Source organism: Mesorhizobium sp. WSM1343 (assembly GCF_055901535.1).
On the sequence record NZ_CM148370.1, the window covers coordinates 1336098 to 1351371 of the forward strand.

The 15274-nt window shown below is 63.6% G+C and carries 18 protein-coding genes; 7 read left to right on the forward strand and 11 right to left on the reverse strand.

The window, feature by feature from the left end; all coding sequences use genetic code 11:
- Positions 1-23: 23 nt before the first annotated feature.
- A complete protein-coding gene (locus AC0NIL_RS06415; protein ID WP_473572947.1) occupies positions 24-1511 on the reverse strand; it encodes a carboxypeptidase M32 in 1488 nt (495 codons plus the stop codon).
- Positions 1512-1651: 140 nt separating this feature from the next.
- Here AC0NIL_RS06415 and AC0NIL_RS06420 point away from each other — a divergent pair, with 140 nt between their 5' ends.
- Entirely contained in the window at positions 1652-2005 is a 354-nt protein-coding gene (locus AC0NIL_RS06420; RefSeq protein WP_473572949.1) for a DUF1304 domain-containing protein, read from the forward strand.
- 79 nt (positions 2006-2084) lie between these two features.
- On the opposite strand, the gene AC0NIL_RS06425 is transcribed toward AC0NIL_RS06420, so the two are convergent.
- The 9 genes from AC0NIL_RS06425 to AC0NIL_RS06465 form a co-directional block, all read right to left on the reverse strand.
- The gene (locus AC0NIL_RS06425; protein WP_027162534.1) at positions 2085-2519 is read right to left on the reverse strand and encodes a hypothetical protein; all 435 of its coding nucleotides are present in this window, start codon (positions 2517-2519) and stop codon (positions 2085-2087) included.
- 239 nt (positions 2520-2758) lie between these two features.
- Positions 2759-3790: a peptidoglycan -binding protein gene (locus tag AC0NIL_RS06430; RefSeq protein WP_013529123.1), complete on the reverse strand. Its 1032-nt coding sequence runs from the start codon at positions 3788-3790 to the stop codon at positions 2759-2761.
- Position 3791: 1 nt separating this feature from the next.
- Positions 3792-4817 (reverse strand): MotA/TolQ/ExbB proton channel family protein, encoded by a 1026-nt coding sequence (locus AC0NIL_RS06435; protein WP_027037204.1) that lies wholly within the window; start codon positions 4815-4817, stop codon positions 3792-3794.
- Between the two features lie 104 nt (positions 4818-4921).
- Positions 4922-5608 (reverse strand): PAQR family membrane homeostasis protein TrhA, encoded by a 687-nt coding sequence (trhA, locus tag AC0NIL_RS06440; protein WP_063170358.1) that lies wholly within the window; start codon positions 5606-5608, stop codon positions 4922-4924.
- A 104-nt stretch (positions 5609-5712) separates the two neighbouring features.
- Positions 5713-6513, reverse strand: a complete 801-nt coding sequence (locus tag AC0NIL_RS06445; protein ID WP_224674595.1) for an inositol monophosphatase family protein — start codon at positions 6511-6513, stop codon at positions 5713-5715.
- Positions 6514-6598: 85 nt separating this feature from the next.
- On the reverse strand, positions 6599-7165 hold the full coding sequence (gene efp / locus AC0NIL_RS06450; protein WP_013529127.1) for an elongation factor P: 567 nt from the start codon (positions 7163-7165) through the stop codon (positions 6599-6601).
- Positions 7166-7339: 174 nt separating this feature from the next.
- The gene (locus AC0NIL_RS06455; RefSeq protein WP_013529128.1) at positions 7340-8380 is read right to left on the reverse strand and encodes a tetratricopeptide repeat protein; all 1041 of its coding nucleotides are present in this window, start codon (positions 8378-8380) and stop codon (positions 7340-7342) included.
- A 1-nt stretch (position 8381) separates the two neighbouring features.
- The gene (locus tag AC0NIL_RS06460; RefSeq protein ID WP_473572951.1) at positions 8382-9029 is read right to left on the reverse strand and encodes a thiamine phosphate synthase; all 648 of its coding nucleotides are present in this window, start codon (positions 9027-9029) and stop codon (positions 8382-8384) included.
- A gap of 134 nt (positions 9030-9163) precedes the next feature.
- A complete protein-coding gene (locus AC0NIL_RS06465) occupies positions 9164-10081 on the reverse strand; it encodes a DMT family transporter (protein WP_027162529.1) in 918 nt (305 codons plus the stop codon).
- A 135-nt stretch (positions 10082-10216) separates the two neighbouring features.
- On the opposite strand from AC0NIL_RS06465, the gene AC0NIL_RS06470 reads away from it, so the two are divergent.
- The 3 genes from AC0NIL_RS06470 (at position 10217) to AC0NIL_RS06480 (ending at position 12379) form a co-directional block, all read left to right on the forward strand.
- Entirely contained in the window at positions 10217-10696 is a 480-nt protein-coding gene (locus AC0NIL_RS06470) for an Lrp/AsnC family transcriptional regulator (RefSeq protein ID WP_013529131.1), read from the forward strand.
- Between the two features lie 65 nt (positions 10697-10761).
- Entirely contained in the window at positions 10762-11490 is a 729-nt protein-coding gene (locus AC0NIL_RS06475; RefSeq protein WP_473572953.1) for a class I SAM-dependent methyltransferase, read from the forward strand.
- Between the two features lie 118 nt (positions 11491-11608).
- A complete protein-coding gene (locus AC0NIL_RS06480) occupies positions 11609-12379 on the forward strand; it encodes a sulfite exporter TauE/SafE family protein (protein ID WP_013529133.1) in 771 nt (256 codons plus the stop codon).
- A gap of 34 nt (positions 12380-12413) precedes the next feature.
- Here the strand turns inward: AC0NIL_RS06480 and AC0NIL_RS06485 are convergent, their stop codons facing one another.
- The gene (locus AC0NIL_RS06485; protein WP_063173250.1) at positions 12414-12965 is read right to left on the reverse strand and encodes a DUF2269 family protein; all 552 of its coding nucleotides are present in this window, start codon (positions 12963-12965) and stop codon (positions 12414-12416) included.
- Positions 12966-13297: 332 nt separating this feature from the next.
- On the opposite strand from AC0NIL_RS06485, the gene AC0NIL_RS06490 reads away from it, so the two are divergent.
- The 3 genes from AC0NIL_RS06490 (at position 13298) to ruvC (ending at position 15247) form a co-directional block, all read left to right on the forward strand.
- Positions 13298-13678: a hypothetical protein gene (locus tag AC0NIL_RS06490; RefSeq protein WP_013529135.1), complete on the forward strand. Its 381-nt coding sequence runs from the start codon at positions 13298-13300 to the stop codon at positions 13676-13678.
- A gap of 450 nt (positions 13679-14128) precedes the next feature.
- Positions 14129-14662 (forward strand): protease adaptor protein RcdA, encoded by a 534-nt coding sequence (rcdA, locus tag AC0NIL_RS06495; RefSeq protein ID WP_013529136.1) that lies wholly within the window; start codon positions 14129-14131, stop codon positions 14660-14662.
- Between the two features lie 75 nt (positions 14663-14737).
- Positions 14738-15247: a crossover junction endodeoxyribonuclease RuvC gene (ruvC, locus tag AC0NIL_RS06500; RefSeq protein ID WP_275954392.1), complete on the forward strand. Its 510-nt coding sequence runs from the start codon at positions 14738-14740 to the stop codon at positions 15245-15247.
- Positions 15248-15274 lie beyond the last annotated feature (27 nt).

Below are 15274 nucleotides of genomic sequence, written 5' to 3' on the forward strand. Positions count from 1 at the left end.
ATCTGGCGCTGTGGCGACAGCCGCTATGCGGCTCCATAGCGCTGTTTCAGATGGTTCACGAAATAGGTGGCGTTGAGCTTTTCGCCTGTGGCGCGTTCGAGCAGGTCCGGCGTCGACCAGCGTGACCCCTGTGACCAGATTTTTTGGCGGCGCCAGTCGTTGATCGCCTCGAAATTGCCTTTGGCGAGATCCTCGTCGGCGGCAGGATGCTCCCGCGTCAGCGCCGCCCATTGCTGTGCCGCCATCATCGCGCCCAGCGTGTAGGAGGGGAAGTAGCCGAAAGCTGCCCCGGGCCAATGCACGTCCTGCATTGGCCCGTCGGCTGGGTTGTCGATGGTGGAAAGGCCGAGATAGTCGCGCATCTTGGCGTCCCAGGCTTCGGGCAGATCGGCCACCTCCAGCCGGGCCGAGACGAGTTCCTGTTCCAGTTCGTAGCGCAGGATGACATGCAGGGGATAGGTCACCTCGTCGGCATCGACCCGGATCAGGCCGCGTCCGACGCGATGCACGTGCGGCAGGATGTCGTCGAGCGACCAGGCTTCGCCGAGATGCTTTTCAACCACTGGCAGCGCCCAGCGCCAGAAGGCCGGGTTGCGGCCTAGCTGCTTCTCGACGAACAGGCTCTGGCTTTCATGCACGGCCATGCCGCGCGCTTTGCCGAGCGGCCAGTGCGACCATGCCTTGGGCAGGTTCTGTTCGTAGAGCGCATGGCCGGTCTCGTGCAGCACGCCCATCAGCGCCGACAGGAAGTCGGACGTCTTGTAGCGGGTGGTGATACGCACGTCGCTCGGCACGCCGCCGCAGAAAGGGTGGTGCGACACCGACAGCGACCCATGCGTCAGGTCGAAGCCGACTGCCGTCATCATGGCAAGGCCGAGCTCGCGCTGCCGATCGATCGCATAGGTGCCCGAAAGCGGCTTCAGCGGGCGCTTGCGCTGCCGTGCATCCTGGATCGCCAGCGCCTCCGGCACGAAACTTTTCAGAAAAGCCTTCAGGTCGCTGAACACAGGCGTGATGTCGGCGGTGCGGTTGCCGGGGTCGTACTGCTCCATCAGCGCGTCATAGGGGGCCAGGCCGAGCACATCGGCACGCAGCGTCGCCTCCTCGCGCACCAGCGCCACGACGCCCTCCAGCGCCGGCTGGAAGCCTGCCCAGTCGTTCTTGGCGCGCAGGCCGCGCCACAGCTGCTCGCAACGCATGCGCGCGGTCGTCTGGCGTTCGACGAATTCGACCGGCAGGCAGGTCAGGTTGGTGTATTGCCGCCGCAGTTCCGAGACGGCGGCGCGCTGCTCCTCGCCCAGCGCTTCCTGTTCGGCCGCGGCGATCCAGTCTGCTATCTCGGGCGCCGTTGCCCTGGTGTGATACATGCCGGCCAGTGCCGACATCGCCTCGGCACGCTTCTCGCCGCCGCCGACGGCCATGTGCGTGGCCTCATCGGCACCGAGGATGGCCAGCGCATGCTCGAGCGCTTCGAGCTTGTGACCGAGGTCGTCGAGTTTCTGAAAGGACATGGCGACTTCCGTGATTGGGACGCGCGAAAAGACACCAACGCAAAAGCGTTGGCAACCCTCGGATGCCGTCCGGCAAATGCACCTTGCGCAGGCGAGGCCGCGCATGAAATGCTGCCGGCAACACATCAAGGGGGAAAAAAATGATCGGCAACATCCTGGTCGGGCTGGTGGCCTTGATCCATGCCTACATCGTCTATCTGGAGATGGTGCTGTGGGACACGCCGCGCGGGCACAAGGCTTTCAACCTGACCCCGGAATTCGCCAGTGCCTCGAAAGTGCTCGCGGCCAATCAGGGACTCTATAACGGGTTCCTCGCCGCCGGCCTGATCTGGGGGCTATACCTTGGTGCGGCCGGTTTCCAGGTCAAGGTCTTCTTTCTGGCTTGCGTGGCCATTGCCGGCCTCTATGGCGCGGCAACGGTCGGGCGCAAGATCCTGTTCATCCAGACCGTGCCGGCGGTGGTTGCCCTGATCGCGGTGTGGCTCGGCTGGTAAAAAAAAAGGGCGCCCGCGGGATCGCTTTCGAAGGCGCCAGGCGGTTCCTTCCTCTTGGACCGTTTCGGGCGCTATGGCCTCAGCCGTTCGGGTAATTGCCGCCGTCGGCGCCGTCGCCGATCATGAAGCCGCTGCCGGTGTCGATCATCAGCCGCTGGTCGACATTGTCGAGACGGCGCAGCAGATCATGGTATTGCGCGGCCGGTATCCTGCCGTGATCGGAGGCGGCGACTTTCTCTGCCGCCTGACTGATGTGGGCCGTGCGCATTTCCAGGCGTTCCGCCACAGCCGGGGTGATGTTGTTGGCCTGTCTTGCGTCCACGATGCCCTGCCGGACGCCCTGCACCTGTTGGATAAGCGCCTCGACACGCGGGCCAGTCATATCGGTTGGATCGGTCGCGTCGAGAGCGCCCTTGTGATGGCCCGCGGCATAGGCGCCGGCAAGCGGAACGGCGATGAGGAGCGCCGTGAGTGTTGCAGTTCTAAGCGAGGTCTTGGGAGTAAAAGAGCGCATCACGCGTCTCCTCTTGTAGAGGGAGGCGGCGGTTGTCCGCCTGCCTTCCAGCCTTGGGCCGTCCGGTTCCGTCGCGTCGCGATGAGGGGGGATTCATCGCCGGCGGTTCTCGGCCCGGGCGGCAGGCTAGGACCGCCCTGCGACAATGTGTAATTAAAAAAAGATAATCTTTTCAGGCCTTGCCGGCCTCCGTCTGCGCCCTAAGGTTGAACCGGCGAACAAGTTCGCGTGATTTTGGATCAACGTTCGGTGAGCTTCAGTTCAATACGGCGGTTCTTGTTGCGCGCCTCTTCGGTGTCGGCGGGATCGAGGGGCTGGAACTCACCGAAGCCTGCCGCGACCAGGCGGTTGGCCGGCACGCCGTTCTCGATCAGAAATTTCACCACCGAGGTCGAACGCGCCGTCGACAGTTCCCAATTGTCGCGGTAGCGGCCGGTGCCGGAGAGCGGCTTGTTGTCGGTATGGCCGTCGACGCGCAGCACCCAGTTGATCTCGGGCGGGATTTCCTTCTGCAACTCGATGATGGCGTCGGCGAGTTTCTTCATCTCGACCTTGCCGGCATCGTTGATCACCTCAGAGCCGGTCGGGAACAGCACTTCCGACTGGAAGACGAAGCGGTCGCCGACGATGCGGATGTTCTCGCGGTCGGCGAGGATTTCGCGCAAACGGCCGAAGAAGTCGGAGCGGTAGCGGTTCAACTCCTGCACGCGCTGCGCCAGCGCGACGTTGAGGCGGCGGCCGAGATCGGCGATCTTGGTGTTGGAATCGCGGTCGCGGATTTCGGAGACGTTGAGCGCATCCTCAAGCGCGCCGATCTGCTTGCGCAGTGCCGCGATCTGCTGGTTGAGGATCTCGACCTGGCTCAGCGCCTGCTGGCTGATCTGGCGCTGGCTGTCGAGTTCGCCGCCGAGCGCCGCTGCACGCTGATTGGCGGCGTCGCCGGCACCGGCACCTTGCGCCAGCAATCGTTCGAGCCGGCTCTTTTCCGCTTGCGCGGCCGACAGCGACGCCTGCAGATTGGCCAGTGAATCATCCTTGTCCTGCGCCGTCGAGCGCTCCAGCGCCAGCAGTTGGGTCAGTTCGTTGATCTGCGAGTTGAGGCGCGAGAGCGCCGTATCCTTGCCGGAGATTTCGCGTCCCAGCAGGAACTGCGCCAGCACGAAGACCGTGAGCAGGAACATGATCGCCAAAAGCAGCGTCGACAGCGCGTCGACGAAGCCGGGCCAGTAGTCGATGCGGCGATCGGTGCGCCGGCCCCTGGCGAGTGCCACGTCAGTGCACTCCGGGCTTCTTCAGGGCATCGGCGATCTTTTCCAGCGTGTTGCGCATCGCCTTCTGCTCGTCGGACTGGGCCTCGACCCAGTCGCGCATGATCTGCTGTTCCGAGCGCATATTCTTGACCAGGCCGGAAATGCCGTCGGCGAGATTGGCCATGGCGGTGGCGACGCGCGGGTTGGAGCCGCCGCCATTCTCCTGCATCGAGCGCAGCCGTTCCGACAGCACCCGGATCTCGTCGGAGGATTCGGTTTTGGCCGGGTCGGCGACGACGATGTCCGACGACAGGTCGGTGACCGAGGAAAGCCAGTTTTCCAGTTCGGTGTAGAAGCGCGTCTGGGCGCGGCCGGCCTGCAGGTCGAGGAAGCCGAGCACCAGCGAGCCGGAGAGGCCGAACAGCGAGGACGAGAAGGCGGTGCCCATGCCGGCCAGCGGCGCCGAAAGCCCCTGCTTCAGGGAATCGAGCACTGCGGCGGCGTCACCGGTGCCGGGATCGAGCGATTCGATGGTCTCGCGGATCGAGCCGATCGTGTTCAACAGTCCCCAGAAGGTGCCGAGCAGGCCGAGGAACACCAGCAGGCCGACGAGATAGCGCGAGGTGTCGCGGCTTTCGTCGAGGCGGGTGGCGATGGAATCGAGCATGGTGCGCATCGAACTGGTCGAGAAGGCCGTCGCCGAGGAGCGGCCGATCATCGCCTTCATCGGCGCTAGCAGCACCGGTTCTGTCGTCTCCGAGCCGGCACGAAAGGAGTTGACCCAGCGCACTTCGCGAAACAGTCGCCCGACCTGGGCGAAGGCCAAAAGGATGCCGACCACCAGCACGCCGACGATCAGGCCATTGAGGCCGGGATTGCTGCCAAAGGCGGTTGAGATCTGTCGGGTGAGGATGGCGGCGATGAAGGCGACGATGACCAGGAAGATCACCATGGTCAGCAGAAAGACCTGCGGGCTCGATAATTTATGCGGGTCGTAGATCAGGACATCAGAACGTCTGCCCATGCCGAAGGATCTGAGAAAAGCCATCCGTGCCCCGTTTCCGATGCCGCCGCCGATCACGTAAACCGCGACTCTAAACGGAATTGTGACCAAATTGAATGGCGCTTGGCAATATTGCCGCGTCGATAGTGTCAGAGGCGATTGATGACCAGACAGTCGACCATGGCGGCCAGATGCAGGCTGGCGCCGGTGACGACGAAACCGTGCCACAGCGCATTGTGGAAGCGCAGCCCCTTCCAGGCGAAGAAGATGACGCCGCAGGAGTAGACGATGCCGCCGGCAACGATCAGCGCTATCGATGTCGTCGGCAGCGTCTGGACAAGCGGCTTGACCAGGATGATGCCGCTCCAGCCAATGGCGAGATAGAAGCCGATCGCCAGCCGGTCGAAACGGCCGGGAAAGAACACCTTGACGGCAATGCCCAGCGCTGCCGCGGTCCAGACCAGCACGATCATCCAGCGCGCCAGCGGCGAGCCTTCGAGCTGCGCCAGGAAAGGCGTATAGGTCGCGGCGATCAGCAGATAGATCGCGGCGTGGTCGAAACGCCGCAACACCCATTTTGCCGGCGACGAGACCGGCCACAGATTGTAGGTCATCGACACCGAGAGCACGGTGAGCAGCGAAACCACGTAGAAGGCGGCGGCGATGTATTCGCCGGGTCCGACACGAAACGCCGCCAGCGCCAGCAGCGCGGAACCGGCAGATATCGCCAGCACGATGCCGACCGCGTGGACGATACCGTCGGCGATCATCTCGGCACGCGAATAGTGCCAGCGTCCGATGAAGGGGATATCGGGGTAGGGTTCGTTGTCTCTCACTAAGCCGGGTTCCTGCGCCGCGCCCTCCAATCTGGGCGCATGCCGGCCAGTATTTCAAGCTTCCGTTGCGGTTTTGCGACTGCGGCGTATCAGCGCCGTGGCTGTCAACGAGAGGAGAGCGGCTTCTTCACGACCTTGAGCAAAGCGCGCTGGATGATCTCGTTGCCGGCGACGACCGAACCGTTGTCGAGCATGTCCTGGCCGCCATCCATGTCGGAGACGAAGCCGCCCGCCTCGCGGATCAAAAGCAGCCCGGCGGCGATGTCCCAGGCAGACAGGCCGGTTTCCCAGAAGCCATCCATGCGGCCGGCAGCGACATAGGCGAGATCGAGCGATGCGGAGCCGAGGCGGCGGACGCCGGAAACCTCGGCCATGACGTTGCGCAGCTCGACGAGGAAATTGCCGTGGTGGCCGCGGCCGAGATGCGGCATGCCGCAGCCGATGACCGTGTCGACCAGCTTGATGCGGCCGGCGACGCGCAAGCGGCGGTCGTTCATGAAGGCGCCGCCGCCGCGTTCGCAGGTGTAGAGTTCGTCCATCGCCGGATTGTAGATGACGCCGGCAACGATCTGGCCCTGGCGCTCCAGCGCGATCGAAACGGCAAAGAGCGGAATGCCGTGCAGGAAATTGGTGGTGCCGTCGAGCGGGTCGATTATCCAGCGATGCTGGCCGTCGTCGCCTTCGACCACGCCGCGCTCCTCCATCAGGAAGGAATAGCCGGGCCGTGCCTTGGACAGTTCGGCGAAGACGATGTCCTCGGCCTTGCGGTCGGCCTGGCTGACATAGTCGCCGGGGCCCTTCATCGAGACCTGCAGGTTCTGCACTTCGCCGAAGTCGCGCGACAGCGAGCGGCCGGCCTTCATTGCGGCCTGGACCATGACGTTGAGAAGGGCTGAGCGTGCCATAGTGCTTTTTCCCGGTGCTGCGCTTTAAATTCTGCCTCGATGCATGTCGGTGACCCGGACCCGGGCCACTGTTGGGGGACATGCGTCAGTCGGCGCGGCGCACGTAAGTGATTTCGTTGGTGTCGACGATGATGCGTTCGCCGGCGCCGATGAAGGGCGGCACCAGGACGCGGATGCCGTTCTCCAGGATCGCCGGCTTGTAGGACGATGCCGCCGTCTGGCCCTTCACCACCGGGTCGGCCTCGGTGATGGTCAGCGTCACATAGTCGGGCAGCGAAATGCCGATCGGCCGCTCTTCGTAGAGTTGGACCGTTACCATCATGCCGTCCTGCAGGAAGGCGGCGCGATCGCCGACGAAGTCCTTGTTCAATTCGAGCTGCTCGTAGCTCTGGGTGTCCATGAACACCAGGGCGTCTTCCTGCGCGTAGAGGAAGGAAAAATCCTTCAGGTCGAGCCGGATCTGTTCGACCGTCTCGGCCGAGCGGAAGCGCTCGTTGAGCTTGGTGCCGTTGATGAGGTTCTTCAGTTCGACCTGATTGTAGGCGCCGCCCTTGCCAGGCTTGACGGTGTTGGTCCTGACCGCCACCCAAAGGCCGCCATCATGCTCGATGACATAGCCGGGACGGATTTCGTTGCCATTGATCTTGGCCATGATGAGATGATCCGGAATGATGCCTACGGCCACGCCGTCGGTAAGGGATATTCGCTGGGAAAGCGATTTCGGGCTCCCAAGACCACAAATCGCCAGAAGAGGCAAGGGAGCGGGCAGGTTGGTGCCAGGCGAGGGCAGCCGAGGTGACACTCGCAATGACCGCGCGGGCCGCCGTCAAGGCAGCCGGTTGGCCTTCTGCAGCGCCTGCTTGGTCTGGTCGTCGTCCAGCCCCTGCAGGAAGTCGTCCATCTGCGGATCGATGAGGCCGGCGCGGCGGGCAATGATGTACCAGGCACCGGCAAGGACCAGGTCCGGATCGGTGCCGATGCCTTGCATATAGAGCTTGGCCAGGCGGTTCTGGGCGGCAACATTGCCGCCCTCCGCCGCCTGCTTCATCCAGCCGAAGGCGGATTTCAGGTCGCGCGCGCCGCCGCGGCCTTCGATCATCCAGGCGGCGAGATCGATTTGCGCGGTGTCGTAGTTCTGCCTTGCGGCCTGCGCCAGCAGGCGCCTTGCCTGGGCATCGTCGCGTGGCTTGCCGCCGACACCGTTGGCGTAGATCTGCGACATTGCATATTGCGCGTCCGCGAGGCCGGTCGCAGCGGCGCGTTCATAGTAGGAGACCGCCTTGGCCATACCGGCGTCGCCGGGGTCCTGCTGGACCAGCATCTGCGCGAAATTGAATTGCGCCAGCCGGTTGCCGGCTTCGGCTGCGGCCTGCATCAGGGCGTAGGCCTCTTTTCCATCCTTTTTGACATAGCGGCCGTCGAGCAGCATCAGCGCATACTGGAACTGCGATTCCGGCACACCCTGTTCGGCGGCCAAGGCGTACCATTTCGCCGCCTGCGCCGAATTGACCGGTACACCGAGACCTCGCGACAGGATCTCGGCCACCAGGGTCTGCGCCGCCGGGTCGCCGTTTTGCGCCCGGACCAATGCCAGATTGTAAGCTGTCTTGTAGAGGCCGCGCTGGAAGGCGCCATAGGCCGCGTCGGCGGGTTTTGCGCCGAAGCGGTCGGGATTGACGGCGTCGGCCGACGGCAGCGGCGCAGGCTCGGCCGTGGTGGCGGGCTGCGGCAACGGCTTGTCGATCGGCTTATCGGTGTGGACGCCGATTTCCGGCTTGGGCTGCGGCAAGGGGATGGTCTCCGCGGCCGCCGCCTGGACCATCAGCACCGCAAGCAGAGCCTGGAGGGGAAGCGTCGCCGATGACATTTCAGTCCTCGAAACGCGGCGCAGTCTCGTCGAGCAGCGCGTTGGCGGTGGCGACCGCTGTCCTGGGGTCGGTGCCGTCGGCGAACACGGCGCTCGACAGCGCCACGAATTCAGCGCCGGTGGCGCCCACGGCTTCGACCGAGGCGATGTCGGATCCGGCCATGACGATGCAAGGGATCTGGATCATGTCCGCCCACCATGCGCCGAGCGACAGGTTGCGCGGGTGCGGTTCGGGCTTGTTGTCGTAGCCGAAGCGGCCGAAGAAAATGTAGTCTGGCCGCGTCTCGCCAAGCTCGAGCGCGTCGTCACGCGTCTTGGCGCCTCCGGTGCCGACCGTCATCTTTGCCTGGAAATGTTCGATCGTCTCGGCGAGTTCGGCCTTGGAGACTTCGACATGGATGCCGTCGGCCTGGACGCGGCCGGCTATGCGGGTGTCGCCGGCGATGATGACAGCAACGCCGGCGGCTTGCGCTGCCGGCACGATCCGTTCGGCGAAAGCCTGGAACGAGGCTTCATCCATGCCGTTCTCGGGCAGGATCAGCGAAGCGACATCGCCACCATCGAATGCCGCGACAATACGGGCCGCCGGCACGCCGGGCGGCGCGATCAGCACGATGCGACAGCGATTGGGGGGCGTTGCTTCATTCATGGTTCTTCGGGTCCCGCGTTTCGCCTATGCCGGGCGAAGATGGTTGGATTGCGGCATAGAGCAAAGTGCCCGCCTTGAACAGGCGGGCAGCCGGGATCGCGATGTTTGATCCGCCGGGCAGCCGGCGGGCCGCTTCACTTGATCGGGTGCGGGCTCGCGACGGGCGGTTTGCCCTTCCACAGCGTCCAGCCGAGATTCATGCCGGCGGCGGCGATCAGGATGGCGGTGGCGCCGACGACCTGGCTCAGATGCAGCCGATGGCCGAAGGCGACGACGTCGACCAGGATGGCGACGACGGGATAGATGAACGACAGCGATCCCTGCAGATGCGTCGGCAGCTTCTGGATGGCGCCGTACATCAGTATGTACATCAGGCCGGTGTGGACGATGCCGAGCGTCGCCAGCATGGTCCAGCTCCAGGCATCGGCTGGAAGCCGGGATAGATTGGCGAACGGCGCCAGCATGACGACGCCGACGCAGACCTGGATCAGCGCAATCAGATGCGGTGGCGTGCCCTTGAGCTTCTTGGTGACGATGGCGGCGACGGCCCAGAAGAAGGCCGCGCCCAATGCCATGACGATGCCGGTGAAATAATCCGTGCCGGCCATGCCGGCATTGGGGCCGGCATCGGGAGCCGACTGCACGATCAGCACCATGCCGGCGAAGGCGATGGTCAGCCAGGTCAGCTTGGTCAGGCTCAGCCGCTCGGCGAAGAAGAGCGCGCCGAAGCCGACCAGCATGAAGGGCTGCGTGTTGTAGACGGCGGTGGCGATCGAGATCGACGCGCGCGAGAAAGCGCTGAACAGCAAAAGCCAGTTGACGACGATGGCGACGCCGCCGAGCGCGGCGATGCCGATGATGCGCAGCGACAGCCTGTTGCGCAGCAACCCCAGCCCGGCGCAGATGATGAGCAGCGTCAGCGCGCCGAAAGCGCAACGCCAAAACACCACATCCATGATCGGCTGGCCGGACAGGACGACGAACCATCCGATCGTTCCCAGGATGGCCATTGCGGCGGACATTTCGACCGTGCCGCGTACTGTCTCGTTCACAACAAACCTCCGTATCGGTTGAGCCGCCATAATCTCATGCGGTCGCGAAGCTTTCCATCAGATTGGAAAGGGTGTATGGCCTATTGGCCTAATTATATTAGGAGAAAGCTCCAAGCTGTCGGGAAAAGGAAAAAGATGCTGGACGATCTCGACCGAAATCTCCTTGAAATCCTGGTCAAGGATGCGCGGACCTCGCTGAAGGAGCTGGCCGCCCAGGTCGGGCTGTCGTCGCCAAGCGTTTCGGAGCGGCTGCGACGACTCGAGGAGCGCGGCGTCATCCGGGCGTTCACCGTCGAGATCGATCCGCTCGCGCTCGGCTATACCTTGCAGGCGATCGTGCGCATCCGGCCTCTGCCGGGCAAGCTGCACATCGTTCAGAAGCTGATCGAGGACATCCCCGAATTCGGCGAATGCGACAAGGTAACGGGCGATGACTGCTTCGTCGCCCGGCTGTTCGTACGCTCGATCGGCGATCTCGACGGGATTCTCGACCGTATCGCCGACAAGGCGGAGACAAGCACCGCCATCATCAAGGCACAGCCGATCCGGCGGCGGCCGCCACCGCTGGACGCGGCTGCTTCTCGGGATAGGGCAAAGGTCTTGCATGCCTCCTGATCGAGCCGGGTGGAAAGCCGGTGGCCGCTTGGTTAGTGTGCCGACCAAATGAGACCGAGACTGTCATGGCGCAGAACATATACGACCGTGAGGATTTCTTCGCAGGCTACAGCCAACTCGGCCGTTCGGTCGAAGGGCTGGAGGGTGCCGCCGAGTGGCCGGCAATGCGCGCGATGCTGCCCGATGTCGGCGGCTTGAGGGTCGTCGATCTCGGCTGCGGCTTCGGCTGGTTCTGCCGCTGGGCACGCGAGCATGGGGCGGCGCAGGTGCTTGGCCTGGACCTGTCGGAGAAGATGCTTGCCCGAGCAAGGGCCGCCGGCCCGGATGCAGGGATAAGCTATGAGACGGCCGATCTCGATCGGCTCAGCCTGCCGGAAGCCAGCTTCGATCTCGTCTACAGTTCGCTCGCCTTGCACTATGTCGAGGATGTGTCGCGTCTGTTCGGGACCGTGTATCGGGCCCTGGCGCCTGGCGGGCATTTCGTCTTTTCGACGGAACATCCGATCTTCATGGCGCCGACCAAACCCGGCTGGGTGATCGATAGCGAAGGCCGCAAGACGTGGCCTGTCGATCAGTATCTGGTGGAAGGACCGCGCAGCACGGACTGGCTGGCCAAGGGCGTGGTGAAACATCACCGCACGATCGGCACCACGCTCAACGCTCTCCTGCAGGCCGGCTTCACCATCGCGCATGTCGAGGAGTTCAGTCCGACATCAGAGCAGATTGCGGCCAAACCCGAACTGGCGGAAGAGCTCGAGCGGCCGATGTTCCTGCTGGTCTCGGCGCGTCGGTAGGCACAGGCCTGCGTCGGCCCGCATGTGCGGCCGCCACGCTCATATTTGCTGTCGCTCCGCCCGACATTCTGGGCTATTCAAGCGTCGACACGCTTTCCCTCCGGACCAGTCCCCTCCCATGTCAGGCCTGCTTCTCGATCCGTGGTTCTATGCGGCCGCCATTCCGGCGGTCATTCTGGTCGGCCTGTCGAAGGGCGGCTTTGGCGGTGCCGTCGGTTTCGTCGGCGTGCCGCTGATGGCGCTGACCATGCCGCCGGTGCAGGCGGCGGCCATCCTGCTGCCGATCCTGTGCCTGATGGACATCGTCTCGGTGTGGACGTGGTGGGGCGTTTACGACCGCAAGATGCTGGTCGACATGATGCCGGGCGCCGTCATCGGCATCGGCCTTGGCTGGCTGACGGCGGCACTGGTGACCGAAGAGGCGGTGCGGCTGATCGTTGGCGCCGTCGCCATCATCTTCGTCCTGCGCTGGCTCTATCTGCAGTTCCGCCACGGCGCCGATCACGCGGCCGCGCCCAACCGCGTGGCCGCCGCCGTGTGGGGCACGGTCGCCGGCTTCACCAGCTTCGTTGCCCATGTCGGCGGCCCGCCCTTCCAGGTCTATGCCTTGCCGATCCGTCTCGATCCGAAAGTTCTGTCGGGCACCGCAGCGATCTTCTTTGCCGCCACCAACGCGCTGAAGCTGGTGCCCTATTTCGCGCTCGGCCAGTTCGACACCGCCAATCTGACGGCATCGGCGGTGCTGATGCCGCTGGCGCCGCTGTCGACCATCGCCGGAGCGTGGCTGGTGCGCCGCATGCGGCCGGAAACCTTCTATCCCTTTACCTACGCAACCGTCGCGGTCGTGGCGCTGAAGCTGCTGTGGGATGGCATTGTCGGCCTGATGTAGAAAGGACGCCGCGCAGCCGCCCCGTCATTAGGGGTCAGGCGGCGCTTGGCACCAGACGACGGTTGCCGCCAAAAGCCAGTGTCGCGCCGACCATAACGACCAGCACCATGCCGGCAAGGATGCCGATGTCATGCACGGTCGGTTTGAGCACCATGTCGGCAATGATCACCAGCATCACCGCATAGTCGAAACGTGCCGCGCTCATCATGCGCTGGCCGATGGCAAGAACCTCTGGCGTGACGCCCTCCTTGGCGATCATTGCGCCCATGCGCTCCCCGGTCGGCTTGAAGATGAACATGCCGATCGAAAAGGTCGTGGCGTATCCCGCCAGGCCGATGAGTACCCACAAATCGGAGAAGCCGACCCAGAACCAGCACATGATGAGGCCGAAGATCAGCGTCAGCATCGACATCGGCGCAAAGAACCTGCCGCCCAGCTGACCGCTGGCGCGCATTGCCTGCAGCTTTTCCTCGATGTTGCCCGCGCGCTCGGCAAGCATGCCCAGCAGGAACAGTACGAAGCCGCCGCCGACCCACAGAATGGCGGTAGTGACGTGGAGGAATTTGACGATCGAGTACCAGTCCATGGGTTGCTCCTGCAGTGTCCGGTCAGGTTTGCGGCGGCGTCGATTTGCGCCGGCCGTCAGAGGAGCGGGCGTTTAGCGTGGCGCCTGTTTCGGAACGATGTCGCGAAAAATCCGGCTCTGTTTCAGCTTACGGCCAACGCGCGAGGTCGCAGATTGTGAACGCATTATCTGATTTTCTGCTAATGTACGAATCGTCGGGAGGGGGTTGGCGCGACATCGTCTGGATACGCTGCCGATATTAGTGCGCCAATGCCGGGAGCCCGATGGCGACAACAATCGCCTGACGATCAACCCATTCCCGCAAGCGGGAAAAGGCAATTCGGGGGACCATTATGCAAGGGATAGCACGGAATTTCTTCACGCTGGCCATCATCTATTCGCTGTGCGGCATGGCGCTCGGCCTGTACATGGCGATCAGCCAGGATCACGGCCAGATGCCGACCCACGCCCACACGATGGTGGCCGGATGGCTGATGTCGGCGGTCTTCGCCTTCTTCTACCATTTGTTTCCGGCAATCGGGCAGAAGACGCTCGCCACAGTTCATTTCTGGCTGACGGCGGTCAGCGGCATCGGCCTGCTGATCGGCCTCTATTTCCTGCTTGCCGGCAATGCCGCGATCGAACCGCTGGTGGCGGCCTCCTCGATGGGCTTCTACGCAGCCATGCTGCTGTTCGCCTTCATCGCCTTGCCGGCGGTCTGGAAGACCGCTTGAGCCGAGCCTAAGGGAAGGTGAGGCTGTGCCGGCGGTCTGGAAGACCGCTTGAGCCGAGCCTGACGCAGGAGATGCTGTGCTGTTACGGCACAGTATGGCGGCGTTCGGTCAAAAAACATCTGCACCGTTAAGGCTTCATTAAGCTTTACAGGTGTTTACTATGTTCATCCAGTGATCTGGATTCTTACCGAGTGGTTGGAGCCACTTTGTTTGACGCCTCCCTGTTAAACTCCTGAGAGCCGCCTTATCCGCGGCTCTTTTTTTGTCTCGATTTCTCTTTTTTTGTCCGCACCCCAGCGGGGCCGCCCGACAGGGGTGCCGTTAACCTTCTGTTAAACATGTGCTTGCCTTCACCGGTGACGAAGCGCATTTTCAAGCTTCAGTCAGATAGGGTTCCGGGTGTATCGGCAGGGAGCCGAATCGGCCGGTTGCAAGTGCAGGGGCGTATCAATGAACGAGCCTTCGAAGGGCAGTGCGAAAACCGTCAAGCTGGCGGAACGCCGGGTTTTCTCGCAATCCTTCAAGCCGCTTTACCAGGAAGGCATGGGTCTGGTCGAACAGGCCGCCGAATATCTCGACGGCAAGGGCCGGGCCGAGGCGAAGAAGCTGTCGCGGCTGGCCGCCACGCTCTACGCGGCCGAATCGATGCGGCTGACCACCAGGCTGATGCAGGTTGCCTCCTGGCTGCTTTTGCAGCGCGCCGCCAATTCCGGCGAGATGACCCGTGACCAGGTGGCATCGGAAAAGTCCAAGGTGCGCCTCGACACCGCTTCCGCCCATGACGAAGCCGCCGGTTGGGCCGAACTGCCCGAGGATTTCCTCGACCTCGTCACCCGCTCGCTGCGCCTGCAAGCGTTGGTGCGCCGCATGGACGACGAGATCTATGGCTCCGGCGCCATGGTCGACATGCAACCGATGGCTCGCCGCCCCAACCCGGTTTCCGACCAGATCAGCCTGCTCAACACGGCTTTCGCTCGAGGTTAGACCGCGGTCCGCCTTCTGTTTCCGGTTTGTTCACATTTCGCTGGCATCGCTGTCCGCCGGAGGTAAACTCGGCAAATGGCGGAAGCGATTCGCATCATCGGTATCGATCCCGGGCTTCGGCGCACCGGCTGGGGCATCGTCGAAAGCCTCGGCAATTCGCTGCGCTTCATTGCTTCCGGCACTGTGAAATCAGACGATAAGGCCGCGCTGGCAACGCGGCTGTGCCAGCTGCATGACGGGCTTGCCGAAGTCCTGCACAGCGCGATGCCGCACGAGGCGGCGGTCGAACAGACCTTCGTCAACAAGGACGCCGTGGCGACGCTGAAGCTCGGCCAGGCACGCGGCATCGCCATGCTGGTGCCGGCGCGTGCCGGGCTTGTCGTTGCCGAATATGCGCCCAACGCCGTCAAGAAGGCGGTGATCGGCGTCGGCCATGGCGACAAGAAGCAGATCCACATGATGGTGAAGGTGCTGTTGCCGAAAGCCATTTTCGATACCGAGCATGCCGCCGACGCGCTCGCCATCGCCATCTGCCACGCGCATCACCGGCAAAGCGTGGCCTACCGGATGGCACTCGCTGGATAGAGATGTTCTTGACTTGTTCACCGGGTT

What these genes read in the sequence shown, in the direction of transcription:
- AC0NIL_RS06415 (WP_473572947.1), bottom strand. Translation starts at nt 1,511, where the DNA reads ATGTCCTTTCAGAAACTCGACGACCTCGGTCACAAGCTCGAAGCGCTC.
- AC0NIL_RS06420 (WP_473572949.1), top strand. Translation starts at nt 1,652, where the DNA reads ATGATCGGCAACATCCTGGTCGGGCTGGTGGCCTTGATCCATGCCTAC.
- AC0NIL_RS06425 (WP_027162534.1), bottom strand. Translation starts at nt 2,519, where the DNA reads ATGCGCTCTTTTACTCCCAAGACCTCGCTTAGAACTGCAACACTCACG.
- AC0NIL_RS06435 (WP_027037204.1), bottom strand. Translation starts at nt 4,817, where the DNA reads ATGGCTTTTCTCAGATCCTTCGGCATGGGCAGACGTTCTGATGTCCTG.
- AC0NIL_RS06445 (WP_224674595.1), bottom strand. Translation starts at nt 6,513, where the DNA reads ATGGCACGCTCAGCCCTTCTCAACGTCATGGTCCAGGCCGCAATGAAG.
- efp (WP_013529127.1), bottom strand. Translation starts at nt 7,165, where the DNA reads ATGGCCAAGATCAATGGCAACGAAATCCGTCCCGGCTATGTCATCGAG.
- AC0NIL_RS06455 (WP_013529128.1), bottom strand. Translation starts at nt 8,380, where the DNA reads ATGTCATCGGCGACGCTTCCCCTCCAGGCTCTGCTTGCGGTGCTGATG.
- AC0NIL_RS06460 (WP_473572951.1), bottom strand. Translation starts at nt 9,029, where the DNA reads ATGAATGAAGCAACGCCCCCCAATCGCTGTCGCATCGTGCTGATCGCG.
- AC0NIL_RS06470 (WP_013529131.1), top strand. Translation starts at nt 10,217, where the DNA reads ATGCTGGACGATCTCGACCGAAATCTCCTTGAAATCCTGGTCAAGGAT.
- AC0NIL_RS06475 (WP_473572953.1), top strand. Translation starts at nt 10,762, where the DNA reads ATGGCGCAGAACATATACGACCGTGAGGATTTCTTCGCAGGCTACAGC.
- AC0NIL_RS06480 (WP_013529133.1), top strand. Translation starts at nt 11,609, where the DNA reads ATGTCAGGCCTGCTTCTCGATCCGTGGTTCTATGCGGCCGCCATTCCG.
- AC0NIL_RS06485 (WP_063173250.1), bottom strand. Translation starts at nt 12,965, where the DNA reads ATGGACTGGTACTCGATCGTCAAATTCCTCCACGTCACTACCGCCATT.
- AC0NIL_RS06490 (WP_013529135.1), top strand. Translation starts at nt 13,298, where the DNA reads ATGCAAGGGATAGCACGGAATTTCTTCACGCTGGCCATCATCTATTCG.
- rcdA (WP_013529136.1), top strand. Translation starts at nt 14,129, where the DNA reads ATGAACGAGCCTTCGAAGGGCAGTGCGAAAACCGTCAAGCTGGCGGAA.
- ruvC (WP_275954392.1), top strand. Translation starts at nt 14,738, where the DNA reads ATGGCGGAAGCGATTCGCATCATCGGTATCGATCCCGGGCTTCGGCGC.